This is a genomic window from Allobosea sp. GW821-FHT10B12, assembly GCF_059415545.1.
Genome location: NZ_JBWKNL010000005.1, coordinates 30,538 through 47,131, shown reverse-complemented (window position 1 = coordinate 47,131; position 16,594 = coordinate 30,538). Strand labels below are relative to the sequence as shown.

The following is a 16,594-nucleotide window of genomic DNA, read 5'->3' as shown; positions in this document are numbered from 1 at the left end:
CTGGCGCTCGCCCTGAGGCAGGCCGCCCTGGAAGCCGGCTTCCTCGTCGCCCTCTTCTTCCTGCTCGTCGGCATCTTCGACGAAGGCGCGGTTGGGCTGGAAGGTGTGGCCGAACTGCTGGGTCATCTGCTCCTGCGCAGCGAGCAGGATGCGATAGTAATGCTCAGCGTGCTGGAAATAGTTCTCGGCTGCAACCGGGTCGCCGGAAGACTGGGCGTCGCGGGCAAGCTGCAGGTATTTCTCGGCGACATGCTGAGCCGTACCCCGGACCTTAACGTCCGGACCGTTCGACTCGTAGCTCCGCTGCAATGGGTTCGGAGATTTCCGGTTGCCGTTGTTATTGTTGTTATTGTTGTTGTTACGGCCGCGCATGCGCCGGTTCTGACCTGGTCTCATTCGCGTCTGTCTCGCGTTCTGTTCATTCTAAGCAACCGTGAGGCCGTCATGCGCGCCGTGACGCGCGGCGGGTTGCGACGCCGTGCGTAAGAAACTCGACCTGAAAGGGCTCTGCGCCGATATGGGTCTTCACGCGCTCTTTCCAAAGAAGCCTTGTCGGCTCCGCCTCCGAACGGCTGTCTCGCCCATTCGAAGCCTCGGTCTCGCTATGTCAGTAACGTCGATTCTGGCAGTGATCCGAGGGCCTAGTCCGCTTTGCGCACCCTGGCCAAGGGTCATGTGCTGTCGACACTGTCTTCAAGACCATGCGTGCATAGCTGGTTTTGTGGCTTCTTCCAAGCGAATTCGCGCAGCTTGCTGTGCACCGTTCATGGACTATGCCCGAAGACGAGGGCGCGAATATGGCCGCCGAGATCGCGCCGGGACTCCTGATGACGCAGGCCGACCTGCGTCATCAGCGCGACGACCGCTTCCTCCTGTCCGGCCCCGATCTCTAGGATGGCGAGGCCACCGGGCTTCAGATGGTGGGGCAGGGCGGCGGCGAGAGCGCGATAGGCGGTAAGCCCGTCCGGGCCGCCATCGAGGGCGAGAAGCGGATCGTGCTCTCGTACGTTCCGGTCGAGATCAGCGATGTCGTCGCTGCCGATATAGGGCGGGTTCGACAGGATGAGATCGAAACGCTCTGACATGCCGTCGGTCCAGTCGCCATGGGCGAAGGTGACACGCCGGGCGACGCCATTGCGCGCGGCGTTGCCGGTTGCGGTCGCGACTGCATCGGGCGACAGGTCGATTCCAAGCCCGGTCGCCTGAGGAAACTCGCGCAGCGTCGCGATCAGCAGGCAACCGGTACCGGTGCCGAGATCGAGAACGCGCAGCGCCTCGTGCCGGCGTGCGGCGAGATGGCTGATTGCCGCCTCGATCAGGGTTTCGCTGTCAGGGCGCGGCTCCAGCGTTCCCTGCGAGAGCGAAAAGCTCAGGCCCCAGAACTCGCGGGCGCCGAGGATGCGCCAGAGCGGCTCGCCGGCGAGGCGGCGTGCGAGGGCATCGCTCAGCCGCGCGGCGGCTGCGGCATCGAGGGTGGCACCGTTTCCGGCGAGGTCATCGATCAGGATACGGGCCTCGAAGGTGAAGTCGGCGATGCCGGCACGCTTCAAGGCCAGCGCGATCGCTTTCCTGGCAGCGGACAGAGCTTCGCCCGCTGCCGGCAAAGCAACGGGCGGGTTCTCGTCGGTCGGTCTGGCTATACCGGTCAAGCGTGTCCTTGGCCGGCACGCGGCCGGTCAGTTGCCCTGCATGCCTTCCTGGACGCAGGCGTTGATCTTGATCCGCAGCGCGGACTTGCTCTCCCTAGCGCCGCGATACTGGCGCTGGCAATCGCGCCGCGCCTGCGATTCGGTCTTGGCCTTCTGCAGCGTTGCGGGCTGGCCGCTGAGGATCTTCTTGGCGGTCCGCTCCTGCGCGCCGACGGATGCCGGCACGAAGGCGACGGCGGCGGCAAGGGCGATGGCGCTGAACAGGGCTTTCATCTCTCTATCCTCCCCATGGGAACGGTCAGTGCGTCCAGAACGCGCGAGAGGGACGAAGGTTTCACACGCTGCCTTGCTCGGCCAGCAGCTCGGCCTGGCGCTGCGCCGTCAGCGCGTCGATGACCTCGTCGAGGACGAGCCCCTGCATCATCTCGTCGAGCTTGTAGAGGGTCAGGTTGATGCGGTGGTCGGTCACACGCCCCTGCGGGAAATTGTAGGTGCGGATGCGTTCCGAGCGGTCGCCCGAACCGACCTGGGAGCGCCGGGCGGCAGAACGCTCGGCATCGGCACGGCTGCGTTCCATGTCGTAGAGCTTGGCGCGCATCAGATCGTAGGCGCGCGCCTTGTTCTTGTGCTGCGAGCGCTCGTCCTGGACGAGGACGACGATGCCGGTCGGGATATGTGTCAGGCGCACGGCCGACTCGGTCTTGTTGACGTGCTGGCCGCCGGCGCCCTGGGCTCGCATCGTGTCGATGCGCAGGTCCTTCTCGTCGAGGGTGACGTCGACCTCGCCGGCGAGCGGCAGCATGGCGACGGTGGCTGCGGAGGTGTGGATGCGCCCGCTCGCCTCGGTGTCCGGCACGCGCTGCACACGATGCACCCCGGATTCGTATTTCAGCCTGGCATAGACGCCCTTGCCGGCGATCTCGGCGATGACTTCCTTGAAGCCGCCGACCGTGCCCTCGCTCTCGGTCAGGATGTCGACGCTCCAGCCCTTGCCGGCGGCGTAGCGCTGATACATCCGCAACAGATCGCCGGCGAAGAGCGAGGCTTCGTCGCCGCCGGTGCCGGCCCGGATTTCGAGGATGACGCCGCGCTCGTCGGCCGCGTCTTTCGGCAATAGCGCGATCAGGATCTCGCGGGCGCGCTCTTCGATCTCGGCTCTGGCCGCGTCGCGTTCCTCATAGGCGAGATCACGCATCTCGGCGTCGGTCGCGGGATCGTCGATCAGCGCCAGCGCCTCCTCCAACCCGGTCTGCGCCTTGCGCCAGGCCGTGATCGCCGCGACCACCGGGTCGAGCTCGGCCAGCTCCTTCGCCAATTCGACGACGCGGGCCGCCTCGGTCGCATGGTTGATGGCGTCGCTCGCCGCGGCGTGGCGGGCAACGATCGAGTCGAGGCGGTCTTGCGGGAGCTGGAGCGACATGATGCGGCAACGATCTGAACGGGAAAAGGAGGCGTGCGTGGGCGGCGAGCAAAGCGTCGCTAGACCGGCACCTTCATCTCGGCGGCGAGTGCTGCGAGCAGCGGACGCAGGCTGGCCGCGCCGTCGGAAGAGGATATCCAGGCATCGAGGCGCTGGCGCGCCTTGCCGACGTCGAGCGCGCGCAGCATCGCCTTCACCGGGCCGATCGAGGCTGACGACATCGAGAAGGAGCGATAGCCGAGGGCGATCAGCGCCAGCGTCTCGATCGGCTTGCCGCCCATCTCGCCGCAGACGGTGACCGGGCAGTCGGCCTTGCCGGCTTCGTCGACGATGTTGCGCAGCGCCCTGAGACCGGCGGCGGAGAGCGGGTCGAAGCGCTCGGAGACGCGCTTGTTCTCGCGATCGGCGGCGAACAGGAACTGCATCAGGTCGTTGGTGCCGATCGAGAGGAAGTCCGCCTCGCGGGCGATCTCCGGCAGCTCGAACAGCAGCGAGGGCACCTCGACCATGACGCCGAGCTTCAGGCTCGCCGGCGCCGGGCGGCCGTCACGCTCCAGCATGGCGAGCTCGCGCCGCACCAGCATGCGCGCCCGCAGGAACTCGTTCACCGTCGCGACCATGGGCAGCATGATCTTCATGTCGGAGCCGGCGCCGGCGCGCAGCAGTGCCCTGACCTGTGCGCGCAGCAAACGCGGCCGATCGAGGCCAATGCGGATGGCGCGCCAGCCCAGGGCCGGGTTCTCCTCCTCCAGCCGCTCCATATAGGGCAGCACCTTGTCGCCACCGATGTCGAGCGTCCGGAAGGTCACCGGCCGGCCGTTCGCGACCTTGAGCACGGCGTCGTAAAGCGCCTGCTGCTCGGCCGTGGTCGGCATGTGCTGCGCCACCATGAATTGCAGCTCGGTGCGGAAGAGGCCGACGCCGGAGGCATTGGTCTCCTCGAGATTGGCCATGTCGACGAGCAGGCCGGCATTGATCTGCAGCTGAATCTCGACGCCGTCCTTCGTCACCGAGGCTTGCGTCTTGAGCTTGCGATACTGCTCCTGCTTGCGGGCGCGCAGGCGCGCCTTGTCCTTGTAGGCGTTCTCGACGTCGGGCTGCGGCCGGATCTGCACCTCGCCGGCCTGGCCGTCGACGATGACGGCGTCACCGGCCTGGATCAGCGCCGTCGCATTGGCGATCTCGCCGACGGCGGGGATGCCGAGCGCCCGGGCCACGATGGCGATATGGCTGGTCGGTCCGCCTTCCTCGAGGATGACGCCGCGCAAGTGCCGGCGATCATAGTCGAGCAGCGCCGCCGGCCCCATCGAGCGCGCGATCAGGATGGCGTTCTCGGGCAATTCCTCGCGCGTCACGCCGTTCGACTTGCCGACCAGCGTCCGCAGCAGCCGGTTGGCGAGGTCGTCGAGATCGTGCAGGCGCTCGCGCAGATAGGGGTCGGTCTGGCGCAGCATCTTGGCGCGGGTGTCCGACTGGACGCGCTCGACTGCCGCCTCGGCGGTGAGGCCGGTCATCACCACCTCGCGCATGCGCCGGAGCCAGCCCTGGTCGTGCGCGAACATGCGGAAGGTCTCGAGCACGTCGCGATGCTCGCCGGTATGGGCGACGTCGCCACGCTCGATCAGTTCGTCGATGGCGAGCCGCATCGTCGCGATCGCTGCCTCCAGCCGCTGCACCTCGCGGCCCGGATCCTCGGCGATCAGGTTGGTGATCGCGACGCGCGGCTCGTGCAGCACGGCATGGCCGAGACCGACGCCGTCGGCGAGCGTGGTGCCGATACTGTGGATCGGCCGGTCGAGGCCGATGGTCGCGCCAGGCTTCGACAGGGCCTTCAGGCCGCCGGCCGCGATCATCTCGGCCATGATCATGGCCGTGGTCTGGAGCGATTCGACCTCGTCCTCGCTATAGAGCCGCGAGGCGCGGTTCTGCACGACGAGCACGCCCATCACCGCGCCGCCGCGCAGGATCGGCACGCCGAGGAAGGAGCGGTAGATTTCTTCGCCGGTCTCCGGGCGGTAGGAGAAGGATGGATGCGACTGCGCGTCGGAGAGCGCGAGCGGTTCCGCCTCGCTGGCGATCAGGCCGACAAGACCCTCGCCGGCGCGCATCGTGGTCAGGTGGACGGCCTCGCGATTGAGGCCTTCGGTGGCGTAGAGTTCGAGCGAGCCATCTTCACGCAGGACATAGACCGAGCAGACCTCGGCCACGAGGTTGCCGGCGATCACGACAACGAGCCTGTCGAGCCGCTCCTGCGGGCTGACCGGCGCCGCCATCACCTCGCGGAGACGGCGCAGCAGCACGCCCGATCCCCCGAGTGCGCCTCGCATCAACAAAGCCCTCCGCCCGCCTCCACGGCTGTTCAGCCGGATACCCCCAGCAGACCTGACACCGCAACGGCTGAGTCGCAAGCGCAAGCTGGGTTAACTGCCCCTGGCGAGCAGCTTCTAGCCAGCTGAGGGAGCGTTCGGCAAGACCTTCGCGCGCGCGGGGGCACTCCTGCTGTGCGCCGGCCGGGAGGCTTGGGGAGGAGTATTCAGGCGTGCGGGCCCATTCTCTGCGCCCGATTTGCGTGTGCTGCGCAGCGGTTTCGGCCGTCCCGGCGGCACGATGTCGCCGCTGGGGATATCGAGCCCTGAGAGCGCGGCGAGATAGCGCGATGTCCACCAGTCGATATCCGTCGAGGAGATCGTCGCATAGAGCCGCTCGAAGCGGCGCTGTCGCTCGGATCTCGGCATGGCGAGCGCCGTCCGGATCGCTTCGGCGACCTCGTGGGTGTCGAACGGGTTGACGATCAGCGCTTCACCGAGCTGCTGCGCCGCGCCGGCGAAGCGCGACAGCACCAGAACCCCGGGATCGTCGGGATTCTGCGCCGCGACGTATTCCTTGGCGACGAGGTTCATGCCGTCGCGCATCGGTGTCACCAGCCCGACCTGCGCGCGCCGGTAGAGGCCGGCGAGGGCGCTGCGCGAATAGGCCTTCTTCACCACGCGGATCGGCGTCCAGTCGAATTCGCCGAGCGCGGCGTTGAGCCGGCCCGCGACCTCGTCCGACATGCGGTCGAGCTCGGCATACTCGGGCACGTCGCTGCGTGAGGGCGGCGCAATCTGCAACAGGCCGACCTTGCTGCGGTGCTCCGGGTGGTTGCGCAGGAAGGCACCGAAGGCCTCCAGCCGCTGAACGATGCCCTTGGAGTAGTCGAGCCGGTCGACGCCGATCACCAGCTTGCGGTCGCCGAGCGGTGCGGTCGTCGCCCGCACCGGCTGAGTCGCCGCCCGCACGGACGCCGCGGCGAGCTTGCGGAAGGCCTCGACATCGATGCCGATCGGGAAGGCCTGCACCACCGCTTCGCGCTGGCCGGTCTTGACCCGGTTGCCGTCGCGGCGGGCACCGCAGAGCGCAACCAGGCCACCGATCAGGTTGGCGACGTCGTTCTGGGTCTGCAGGCCGATGAGGTCATAGGCCGTCATCGTGCTGATCAAGGTCGACGAGAAGGGCAGGGAGCCGAACACTTCGGCCGGCGGCCAGGGAATGTGATGGAAATAGCCGATGCGGTTGGTGACGCCGCGCCGGCGTAGCTCGGCCGCGAGCGGAATCAGATGATAGTCGTGGATCCAGATGATGTCGTCCGGCTTCAGCAGCGGGATCAGCAGCCGGGCGAAGCGGCGGTTGACGCCGAGATAGCCGGCATAGTCGGCGCGGCTGAACTCGGTCAGGCCGAGCCGGTAGTGCATCAATGGCCAGAGCGCCCGGTTGGCGAAGCCGAGATAGTAGCTTTGGCGTTCGCCCTCGGTCAGGTCGGTGACGGCGTAGCTGACCTTGCCGTGCCGCACGGGCTCGACGCTGGTCGCCGGTTCAGCCTTGGTCGCCCCGCTCCAGCCGAACCAGAGGCCGCCATGCTGTTCGAGCGCCGAGCGTAGTGCGACCGCCAATCCACCTGCCGCCACCTTTTCGCCGCGCTCGGGCATGGTGACGCGGTTGGACACGACGACAAGACGCATGATGCCTCACTTTTTGCTGACGCTTGCCACAAGGGCGCGGGAACAGAACGCGCGGGCAGGCGTAATGTTTCGTGTGCAGGCCGGCGCCCCGGCCGGATCGCGTCGCCGCCGTGACCGGATCATGGCGACCTCGCGCCAAACTGAACCTCGAATGTGGCGATGAGGGGACCGCCTGTCGTCCTTTCGCCCGCTTCGCCCTCTAACCAGACCGCCATGTCAGAGATGCTGAGCCCCGAAATCGCCGACCCCCCCGTAAAAGCTGCTGCTCGCACTGGGCAGATCGCGCTGTTCCTGGATTTCGACGGAACCCTCGTCGAGATCGCGCCTTCGCCGGAGGATGTGAAGATCGACCGGCGCCTGCCGGCTGCGCTGGAAGCGCTGCGCATCAGGCTCGGCGGTGCGCTTGCACTGGTTTCGGGACGGCCCGTCGCTCTGCTCGACGAGATGATGACACCCTACCGTTTCGACGCGGCCGGTCTGCATGGAGCGCAGATCCGTCTGAATGGCGAGGACGCGCCGCTCGCCGCCCCCTCGGAGGCGCTGCATGCCGCGACGCGCAAGATGGTCCGCTTTGCCAATGCCCATGTCGGTATCATCGTCGAGGATAAGCGCCAGTCGGTGGCGTTGCACTGGCGGCTGGCGCCATCCCTGGCGGACGAGGCGCTGACGTTGATGGAGGCTGTCGCCGCCGAGATCGGGCCGACCATGCGCCTGCAGCACGGCAAGGCTGTCGCCGAGCTCGTTCCGGCGACCGCGAGCAAGGGCGGTGCGATCAACTGGCTGCTACAGCAGGACGGCTATGCCGGCCGCATGCCGGTCTTCATCGGCGACGACATCACCGACGAGGACGGTTTCGCTGCGGTCAACGCCGCCGATGGCCTGTCGATCCGGATTGGAGGCGGCGACACTTGCGCCCGCCATCGTCTGGCCTCGCCGACGGCCTTGCATCATGTTCTGCTGGCCGCCGTCGAAGGCGGCGACCTCACGCTCGAAACCTTCCTCCAGAGCTGACTTCAGGGACAGGCATGACTGTGACGACCACCGCCTCGCCGCGCGTCGCTTCGCTCGATCTCGGCGTCATCGGCAATTGCACGATCGCCGCGTTGATCGACCGGCAGGCGCGCATTGTCTGGAGCTGCTTTCCGCGCTTCGATCGCGACCCGGTCTTCTGCTCGCTGATCGACAACCAGATCGATGACGGCGACGCCATGCCGAAGAAGGGCGTCTTCGCCATCGAGATGGTCGGGATGACCCGCTGCGAGCAGAGCTATCTCGATAACACCGCGATCCTCTCCTCGGTGCTCTCGGACGACCAGGGCAATGCGCTGGAGATCCTCGACTTTGCGCCGCGCTTCGTCCGCTATGAGCGCTTCTTTCGGCCGCCGCAGCTGGTGCGCCGCGTCCGTCGCATCTCCGGGCGCCCGCGCATCCGCGTCGTGGTCAGGCCTTGCCTCGGCCTCGGCGAGGAGCCGGACGAGATCACCCGCGGCTCCAACCATGTCCGCTTCGTCGGCGCCGATCAGACGATCCGGCTGACCACTGACGCGCCGGTCTCCTATGTGCTGGAGAGCATTCCCTTCGCGGTCGAGAAGCCGTTCTCCTTCTTCATCGGCTCGGATGAGGCCCTGCGCGCCGAGATCGAAACGACCTCGCGCGAATTCCTCGACAAGACCACCGATTACTGGCGCGACTGGGTCCGCTCGCTCTCGATCCCGTTCGAATGGCAGCGCGAGGTCATCCGCGCCGCGATCACGCTGAAGCTCTGCTCCTTCGAGGAAAGCGGCGCCATCGTCGCGGCGCTGACGACCTCGATTCCCGAGGCGCCGGGCACGCAGCGCAACTGGGACTACCGCTTCTGCTGGCTGCGCGACGCCTATTTCGTCGTCCATGCCCTCAATCGCCTCGGCACGACGCGGACGATGGAGGACTATCTCGGCTTCATCACCAACATCGTCGACACCTATTCGGAAAGCGGCGCCGAGCATCTGCCGCCGCTTTATCCGATCACGCGCGGCGGCGAACTGCGCGAGTTCGAGGTGCCGAACCTCGCTGGCTATCGCGGCCATCAGCCGGTCCGCGTCGGCAACGGTGCGGCGACGCAGATCCAGAACGACGGCTACGGCGCTGTCGTGCTCGCCGCGACCCAGTCCTTCTTCGATCGCCGCCTGATCCAGCCCGGCAAGGAGGCGCTCTTCGCCCAGCTCGAACGCATGGGCGAGCGCGCCATCGAGCTCTTCGACAAGCCCGATGCCGGCCCCTGGGAGCTGCGCGAGAAGCAGGTCGTCCACTCCTTCTCCAGCGTGATGTGCTGGGCGGCCTGCGACCGGCTCGCCCGCATCGCCGGCACGCTCGGCCGCGCCGACCGCAAGGAGTATTGGCGCGGCGAGGCCAAGCGCCTGAAGGGCATCATCAACGATCGGATCTGGAACCAGGAAAAGGGCCATTTCGTCTCGACCTTCGACGGGACCGACCTCGACGCGACGCTGCTGCTCATCGCCGAACTCGGCTTCGTCACGCCCGATGATCCGCGCTACATCGCGACGGTCGAGGCGATCGGCCGCGAGCTCGGGCGTGGCGACCTGATCCTGCGCTATGGCACCGAGGACGATTTCGGCTTCATGCACACCGGCTTCCTGATCTGCGCCTTCTGGTATGTCGATGCGCTGCACGCGATCGGCCGCAAGGACGAGGCCAAGGAGCTGTTCAGCCGCATCCTGACGCGGCGCAACAGCTTCGGCCTACTCTCGGAGGATGCCGATTTCGAGACCGGCGAGCTCTGGGGTAACTTCCCGCAGACCTATTCGATGGTCGGGCTGATCAATTCGGCGATGCGGCTGAGCCGCAATTGGGAAGAGGCTTTCTGAGGGAGGCCTCGTCTTTCCGGGGCAGGCCGCAGGCCTGAGCCCGGAACCCATGAACACCATGGTTGCCGGAATGACCGAGGCGGCTCGCCTCGATTTGACGCGTCGTGTTCATGGGTTCCGGGCTCTTCGCTGCGCGAAGCCCCGGAAAGACGGCGGCGCTACCCCCGTTTCAGCAAAAACACCGCCTGCGCACCAAACAGATTCCAGAACCACCAGGGCGCGCTGACGCCGACCCTGCCGCCGGCGACGTCGAGTGCGACCGCGCGCTCCTTCTCCGCGCCGATCGTGTCGCAGAGCGCGACGAAATCGCGGATCGTGCAGAAATGGATATTGGGCGTGTCCCACCAGGCATAGGGCAGGGAGTCGGTCACCGGCATGCGCCCCATGAAGAAGACCTGGGTGCGCATGCGCCAGTGCCCGAAGTTCGGGAAGGAGACGATGGCGCGCCGGCCGATGCGCAGCATGTGCTCGAGCACATGGCGCGGATTGCGGGTCGCCTGGATGGTCTGCGAGAGGATGACGTAGTCGAAGCTGTCGTCGGGATAGTCGGCGAGGTCGGTGTCGGCGTCGCCCTGGATCACCGAGAGTCCGCGCGCGACGCAGCCGGCGACGCCCTCGCGCGACAATTCGATGCCGCGCCCGTCGACGCCGCGGGTCTCGGCGAGCAGCGACAGCAATTCGCCGTCGCCGCAGCCGACATCGAGCACGCGCGAGCCCGGCGTCACCATCTCGGCGACGAGGCGCAGATCGATGCGGTTGGTCTGGTTGTCGGCCAGCGCCATCGTCAGATCCCCCTGGCCCGCGCCGCGGCGCCGATGAAGCCGCGCGTCGTCGCGAACAGGTTGGGCTCCTCCAGCAGGAAGGCGTCGTGCCCCTTGTCGCTTTCAAGCTCGACGAAGGAGACCGAGGCGCCGGCGGCGTTGAGTGCATGCACGATGGCGCGCGAATCGCTGGTCGGGAACAGCCAGTCCGAGGTGAAGGACGCGACGCAGAAGCGTGTCCGCGTTCCGGCAAAGGCCTTGGCCAGCACGCCGTCATGGTCGGCGGCGAGGTCGAAGTAATCCATCGCCCGCGTCACATAGAGATAGGAATTGGCGTCGAAGCGCTCGACGAAGCTGATGCCCTGATAGCGCAGGTAACTCTCGACCTGGAAGTCCGCGTCGAAGGTGAAGGTCGGGGCGCTGCGCTCCTGCAGCTTGCGGCCGAACTTGCGGTGCAGCGCCGGCTCCGAGAGATAGGTGATGTGCGCGCCCATGCGCGCCACCGAAAGCCCTTTCGAAGGCCGCGTGCCCTCGTCGAGATAGCGCCCCTGGCGCCAGTCCGGATCGGCCATCACCGCCTGGCGGCCGACCTCGTGGAAGGCGATGTTCTGGGCCGAATGCTTGGCGGCGGTGGCGAGCGGCAGCGCCGAGAACACCCGCGTCGGATAGCTCGCCGCCCATTGCAGCACCTGCATCCCGCCCATCGAGCCGCCGGCGACGCAGAACAGGCTGTCGATGCCGAGCGCGTCGATCAGGTGCGCCTGCGCCCGCACCATGTCGCGGATCGTCACCATCGGGAAGGACAGGCCCCAGGGCTTGCCTGTGGCAGGATCGGTCGAGGCCGGGCCGGTCGTGCCCATGCAGCCGCCGAGCACATTGGCGCAGATCACGAAGAAGCGGTCGGTGTCGACAGGCTTGCCCGGCCCGATCATCGCCGTCCACCAGCCGCCCTTGCCGGTGACCGGGTTGCGGCTCGCGACATACTGGTCGCCGGTCAGGGCATGGCAGACGAGGACGGCGTTGGACCGAGCCTCGTTCAACGACCCATAAGTCTGGTAGGCGATCTGCCAGTGCTCCAGCGTCGCGCCGGAATCGAGCTGCAGCGCCTTGTCCGGCCCGAACCGGGCGAGCAGGCTCGATGGCTGGTTGGCTTCGGCCAGCGGGTCGGCGAGGAGTTCGGGAGCTTGCGTCCGGTTCGGCATTCGGATTTGTCTTGTCGCCCGGTCCGTTCGTAATAGCGGACTTTACCGATGGCGCGGCTGTTCCCGCCTGTCAACGCGGCGATGCGTTGCGAGCGCTTTGCCAAGCCCTTCGGCGACCGCTAAGAGACCGGCACGATTAAAGAAGTCTGGCCATCATGACAGAAGCCGCACCGACCACGCTCGCCGACCTGCGCAGCGAGATCGACCGCATCGATGCGGCGATGCACGGCCTGTTGATGGAGCGCTCGCAGATCATCGAGACGCTGATCGCGATCAAGAAGACGCAGGTCTCCGGATCGGCCTTCCGCCCCGGCCGCGAGGCCGACATGATGAAGCGGCTGGCGCTGCGCCATCAGGGCCTGCTGCCGCTCGACACGGTCGAGAGCATCTGGCGCATCATCATCGCGACCTTCACTTTCGTGCAGGCGAACTATTCTGTTCATGCCGACATTTCCGGCGGCGATGCGCCGATGCGCGACAGCGCCCGCTTCCATTTCGGCTTCACCGTGCCCTTCGTCACCCATGAGGACGCCCGCGCCGTGATCACGGCGGTGGCGGAATCGGCCGGCGATCTCGGTATCTTCCGCATGGATCTCGGCGCCAGCGCCGGCGTCTGGTGGCGTGACCTGATCGGCCCCCACCAGCCCAAGATCATCGCGCGCCTGCCTTTCATCGAGCGGCCCGATCATCCGGCCGGCACGCCGGTCTATTGCATCGCCAAGCCGCTGACCGATGCCGCCGTGCGCGAGATCGTGCTCTACGCCGCCCGCGTCGAGCGCTGGTCGGAGCAGTTGCGCCACGGCCTCGCCCAGCATCTCGCCGAGGTCTCGGCCAGCGCTGCCGACGGCTCGCATCTGGCGCTGCTGGTGGCGGCCTCCGGCGAGACGCAGGTCGAGGCCATCCGCAGCGCGCTTGAGCCTGCCGGCCTCAAGGAGCTGACCGAGATCGGCAGCCACGCCGCCCGCTTCGCCTTCAAATCCGCCCGTTGATCGACAGCCCTTCCTCTCCAAGGTCCAGCCCCATGGCTCTGCCCGCCTCCCGCCCCGTCCCGCGTCCCGGCGTCCTCGACATCGAGGCCTATGTCCCCGGCAAGTCCTCGGCCCCGGCCGGCGTCAAGCTGCACAAGCTCTCCTCCAATGAAACCCCGCTCGGTCCGAGCCCGAAGGCAGTCGCCGCCTATGGCAACCTCGCCGGCAAGCTCGAGCTCTATCCGGATGGCTCGGCGACGAAGCTGCGCGAGGCGATCGCCGGCCGCTATGGGCTCGATGCCGGCCGCATCGTCTGCGGCACCGGCTCGGACGAATTGCTGCAGCTGATCACCAAGGTCTATCTCGGCGATGGCGACGAGGGCGTCTTCACCGAGCACGGCTTCCTCGTCTACAAGATCGCGATCCTCGCCGCCGGCGGCAAGCCGGTGGTCGTGCGGGAAAAGAATCTCACCGCCGATATCGACGCGATCCTCGCCGCGGTGACGCCGCGGACCAAGATCGTCTTCCTCGCCAACCCCAACAACCCGACCGGCACCTATCTGCCCTTCGACGAGGTCAAGCGCCTGCAGGCCGGCCTGCCGCCGCATGTCCTGCTGGTGCTCGATGCGGCCTATGCCGAATATGTCCGCCGCAACGACTATGCCTCCGGCCTCGAACTGGTCGCGACCAGCGAGAACGTCGTGATGACGCGCACCTTCTCGAAGATCTACGGCCTGGCGAACCTGCGCCTCGGCTGGGCCTATGGTCCCGCCCACATCATCGACGCGCTGAACCGCACCCGCGGCCCGTTCAACGTCAACGGCGCCGCGATCGAGGCCGGCGTCGCCGCGATCGCCGACGAGTCGCATATTGCCTCGGCGATCGAGCACAACGACAAATGGCTGGCCTGGACCACGGCCGAGCTGGAGAAGCTCGGCCTTACCGTGACGCCGTCGGTCGGCAATTTCATCCTGATCCATTTCCCGGCAGCCGCCGGCAAGACCGCCAAGGAGGCCGATGACTTCCTGAGCCAGCGCGGGCTGATCCTGCGTTCGGTCGCTTCCTACGGCCTTCCCGATGCGCTGCGCATGACCATCGGCAGCGAGGAGGCCAATCGCCTCGTCGTGGCGGCCCTGGCCGAATTCCTGGGCAAGGCCGCGTGAGCACGCCTGACAGCTTCGCGCCGCGTCGCGACGAGCCGCTCTTCGAGCGGCTCGTCATCATCGGCATCGGCCTGATCGGCTCCTCGATCGCGCATGCGGCCAAGGAGCTCAATCTCGCCCGCCATATCGTGCTGAGCGACGCCGATGCCGATGTCCGCCGCCGCGCTCGCGAGCTCGACCTCGGCCACGAAATCGCCGAAAGCGCGGTCGAGGCCGCCCGCGATGCCGACCATATCGTGCTCTGCGTGCCGGTCGGCGCCTGCGGCGCGGTCGCCGAAGAGATCGCCGGCGTGCTGAAGGTCGGCGCGATCCTCTCCGATGTCGGCTCGGTCAAGCATGCGGTGGTCGAAGCGGTCAGCCCGCATCTGCCCGAGGGCGTACACTTCGTCCCGGCCCATCCGGTCGCCGGCACCGAGAATTCCGGCCCCGATGCCGGTTTCCCCAGCCTCTTCCTCAATCGCTGGTGCATCCTGACGCCGCCGCCCGGCACCGATGAAGCCGCGATCGCCCGCACCCGCCAGTTCTGGGAGGGCATGGCGGCGATCGTCGAGGTGATGGGCTCGCAGCACCACGACCTCGTCCTCGCCATCACCAGCCATCTGCCGCATCTGATCGCCTACAACATCGTCGGCACCGCTGAGGATCTGGCGGCGGTGACGCAGTCGGAGGTGATCAAGTTCTCGGCCGGCGGCTTCCGCGATTTCACCCGCATCGCGGCTAGCGACCCGACGATGTGGCGCGACGTCTTCCTCGCCAACAAGGAGGCGGTGCTGGAGATGCTCGGCCGCTTCAACGAGGACCTGGCCCTGCTCACCCGCGCCATCCGCTATGGCGACGGCGAGACGCTGCATAAGCACTTCACCCGCACGCGCACCATCCGCCGCGGCATCGTCGCGCTCGGCCAGGAGAAGGCCGAGACGGAGAAGCTGAAGAAGGGGTGAGGGCAGGGGGGCTCTTCGAGCCTCGCAGGCTTCCACAGGCCGGTGCGAATTCCGTGTGCCTTGTGACCTCCATCTGCCTTGTCAAAATGGGGTCGGGCTGATACAGCCCCACCCGTCGCCGCAATAGCTCAGCTGGTAGAGCACCTCATTCGTAATGAGGGGGTCGGGGGTTCGAATCCCTCTTGCGGCACCATTCCCATTTTCAGTGACGTTCGCAGCCGCCCCGAAAGGGCGGCTTTTTTGTTGATGTTTCGGCAGTTTCGGCCAGAATCTCTTCGCCGGTGTTCAGCCGCGTCCGCCAGCTACCAGTCAGAATGTTGGTATGTCGGTTGGTATGTTCGGCGGTACGGGAAGGGCGATACCAACATGCCGCTGACCAACGTCGCGATCACGAATGCAAAGCCTGCGTCCGGAATCACGAAGCTTTCCGACGGCGAAGGCTTGCAGCTTTGGATCATGCCGAACGGTTCGAAGCTCTGGCGCTTGGCCTATCGTTTCGCAGGCAAGCAAAAGCTGATGGCCCTTGGCTCTTACCCTGCGGTGACGCTTGCCGATGCCCGTGACCGTCGGAAGGCAGCCCGCTCCTTGCTCGCGACTGACCGCGATCCGTCCGCACAGAAGCGCCTAGACAGGCAGGCAGCGCTGACGAGCAATGCAACCACATTCGCTCTTGTGGCGGCTGAGTTGCTTGAGAAGAAGCGGCGGGAGAGAAAGGCCGAGAACACGCTTGCCAAGCTCGAATGGCTGCATGGGCTCGCGAACGAAGGGCTTGGTCAGCGCCCGATCGCCGCGATCGCAGCGCCCGAAATCCTGGACATCCTCAAGAAGGTGGAGCGGAAGGGCCGGCTTGAAACCGCCAAGCGCTTGCGCGCCGTGATCGGCGAGGTGTTCCGCTATGCCATCGCGACCGCTCGGGCTTCGAACGATCCGACTTTCGCGCTTCGCGGGGCCATATCCGCGCCTGTCGTCAAGCATCGCGCCGCGATCACTGATCCCGCCGGCTTGGGTGGGTTGATGCGCACCAGCGACCTTTCCAGACATCACCGATCTCTACCCAAGAGCTCGAATACCGGGCTTCTTCGTTGCGTCGACGTCGTCGTCCACGGGTATCCGGCGCAAGTCATCGTGCCGCAAACCCGCTCGGTACCCGGCGAGCGACCCGCTACCGACAGTTCGCGCGGCACCGCACGGCACTCACCGTGTTCTCGCTCTCGCCGACGGTGATGACCTCGATCAGCATGTCGCGCTTCGACTTCCAGACGAACAGACAGTGGCCGAGCCCGGTTCCCGAACATGAGGCCATCTCCGGCCGCCCCTGGCAGCGCTCGTCGCTCTTCGAGCATTTGTCTGCGTCGGGCAGCGTCACTGGCGCATAGCCGAGGCCGATCAGGCTGCGCCGCGCTTCCCGGTAGGACGTGCCCTTCGGAAAGCTGGGTAGCTGCTCGGCTGCAATCGATCCGGCCGCTGCGACAAGGGTGGCGATTACAATGGCGATCCGGATCATCGTATCCATCCCTGGCAACGGCAGCCTCGCCGTGGACGTGTCTGATACCCGGTAAGCCTCGACCATTGAAGATGGCTTCGCGCCATCCTCCTGCGCTGCGATCCGCGACCATGCCGAAGCCGGT

14 protein-coding genes, 1 tRNA gene and 1 pseudogene are annotated in these 16,594 nt (G+C 66.7%); 7 read left to right on the top strand and 9 right to left on the bottom strand.

Going from position 1 to position 16,594, the window contains the following annotated elements; all coding sequences use genetic code 11:
- Positions 1-186: 186 nt before the first annotated feature.
- From AC07O0_RS17875 to AC07O0_RS17850, 6 genes and pseudogenes are all read right to left on the bottom strand, one after another.
- A pseudogene (locus tag AC07O0_RS17875) lies at positions 187-372 on the bottom strand (DUF4167 domain-containing protein); the annotation flags it as partial.
- A gap of 392 nt (positions 373-764) precedes the next feature.
- A complete protein-coding gene (gene prmC, locus AC07O0_RS17870) occupies positions 765-1,649 on the bottom strand; it encodes a peptide chain release factor N(5)-glutamine methyltransferase (RefSeq protein WP_494625038.1) in 885 nt (294 codons plus the stop codon).
- Positions 1,650-1,676: 27 nt separating this feature from the next.
- The gene (locus AC07O0_RS17865) at positions 1,677-1,922 is read right to left on the bottom strand and encodes a hypothetical protein (RefSeq protein WP_494625037.1); all 246 of its coding nucleotides are present in this window, start codon (positions 1,920-1,922) and stop codon (positions 1,677-1,679) included.
- A 61-nt stretch (positions 1,923-1,983) separates the two neighbouring features.
- The gene (gene prfA / locus AC07O0_RS17860; protein ID WP_494625036.1) at positions 1,984-3,069 is read right to left on the bottom strand and encodes a peptide chain release factor 1; all 1,086 of its coding nucleotides are present in this window, start codon (positions 3,067-3,069) and stop codon (positions 1,984-1,986) included.
- Positions 3,070-3,128: 59 nt separating this feature from the next.
- Positions 3,129-5,396, bottom strand: a complete 2,268-nt coding sequence (ptsP, locus tag AC07O0_RS17855) for a phosphoenolpyruvate--protein phosphotransferase (protein ID WP_494625035.1) — start codon at positions 5,394-5,396, stop codon at positions 3,129-3,131.
- Positions 5,397-5,513: 117 nt separating this feature from the next.
- Positions 5,514-7,070 (bottom strand): alpha,alpha-trehalose-phosphate synthase (UDP-forming), encoded by a 1,557-nt coding sequence (locus AC07O0_RS17850; protein ID WP_494625445.1) that lies wholly within the window; start codon positions 7,068-7,070, stop codon positions 5,514-5,516.
- A 210-nt stretch (positions 7,071-7,280) separates the two neighbouring features.
- Here AC07O0_RS17850 and otsB point away from each other — a divergent pair, with 210 nt between their 5' ends.
- Entirely contained in the window at positions 7,281-8,078 is a 798-nt protein-coding gene (gene otsB, locus AC07O0_RS17845; protein ID WP_494625034.1) for a trehalose-phosphatase, read from the top strand.
- A 14-nt stretch (positions 8,079-8,092) separates the two neighbouring features.
- The gene (locus tag AC07O0_RS17840; RefSeq protein ID WP_494625033.1) at positions 8,093-9,931 is read left to right on the top strand and encodes a glycoside hydrolase family 15 protein; all 1,839 of its coding nucleotides are present in this window, start codon (positions 8,093-8,095) and stop codon (positions 9,929-9,931) included.
- A 158-nt stretch (positions 9,932-10,089) separates the two neighbouring features.
- Here the strand turns inward: AC07O0_RS17840 and metW are convergent, their stop codons facing one another.
- Both metW and metX read right to left on the bottom strand, forming a co-directional pair.
- On the bottom strand, positions 10,090-10,713 hold the full coding sequence (gene metW / locus AC07O0_RS17835; RefSeq protein ID WP_494625032.1) for a methionine biosynthesis protein MetW: 624 nt from the start codon (positions 10,711-10,713) through the stop codon (positions 10,090-10,092).
- Between the two features lie 2 nt (positions 10,714-10,715).
- Positions 10,716-11,894, bottom strand: coding sequence for a homoserine O-acetyltransferase MetX (gene metX / locus AC07O0_RS17830; protein ID WP_494625031.1), 1,179 nt, complete (start codon positions 11,892-11,894; stop codon positions 10,716-10,718).
- Between the two features lie 155 nt (positions 11,895-12,049).
- On the opposite strand from metX, the gene AC07O0_RS17825 reads away from it, so the two are divergent.
- The 5 genes from AC07O0_RS17825 to AC07O0_RS17805 all read left to right on the top strand — a co-directional run bounded on the left by AC07O0_RS17825 (position 12,050) and on the right by AC07O0_RS17805 (position 16,190).
- Complete coding sequence (locus AC07O0_RS17825) at positions 12,050-12,883, top strand: chorismate mutase (protein WP_494625030.1); 834 nt, start codon at positions 12,050-12,052, stop codon at positions 12,881-12,883.
- A 32-nt stretch (positions 12,884-12,915) separates the two neighbouring features.
- Positions 12,916-14,025, top strand: a complete 1,110-nt coding sequence (gene hisC / locus AC07O0_RS17820; protein ID WP_494625029.1) for a histidinol-phosphate transaminase — start codon at positions 12,916-12,918, stop codon at positions 14,023-14,025.
- On the top strand, positions 14,022-14,966 hold the full coding sequence (locus AC07O0_RS17815; protein ID WP_494625028.1) for a prephenate/arogenate dehydrogenase family protein: 945 nt from the start codon (positions 14,022-14,024) through the stop codon (positions 14,964-14,966). Before hisC ends, AC07O0_RS17815 begins: the two co-directional genes overlap by 4 nt.
- A 117-nt stretch (positions 14,967-15,083) precedes the next feature.
- A tRNA-Thr gene (locus AC07O0_RS17810) sits at positions 15,084-15,159 on the top strand.
- Positions 15,160-15,332: 173 nt separating this feature from the next.
- Entirely contained in the window at positions 15,333-16,190 is an 858-nt protein-coding gene (locus AC07O0_RS17805; RefSeq protein ID WP_494625027.1) for a tyrosine-type recombinase/integrase, read from the top strand.
- On the opposite strand, the gene AC07O0_RS17800 is transcribed toward AC07O0_RS17805, so the two are convergent.
- The gene (locus AC07O0_RS17800; protein ID WP_494625026.1) at positions 16,129-16,470 is read right to left on the bottom strand and encodes a hypothetical protein; all 342 of its coding nucleotides are present in this window, start codon (positions 16,468-16,470) and stop codon (positions 16,129-16,131) included. The genes AC07O0_RS17805 and AC07O0_RS17800 overlap by 62 nt on opposite strands.
- Between the last annotated feature and the right edge of the window lie 124 nt (positions 16,471-16,594).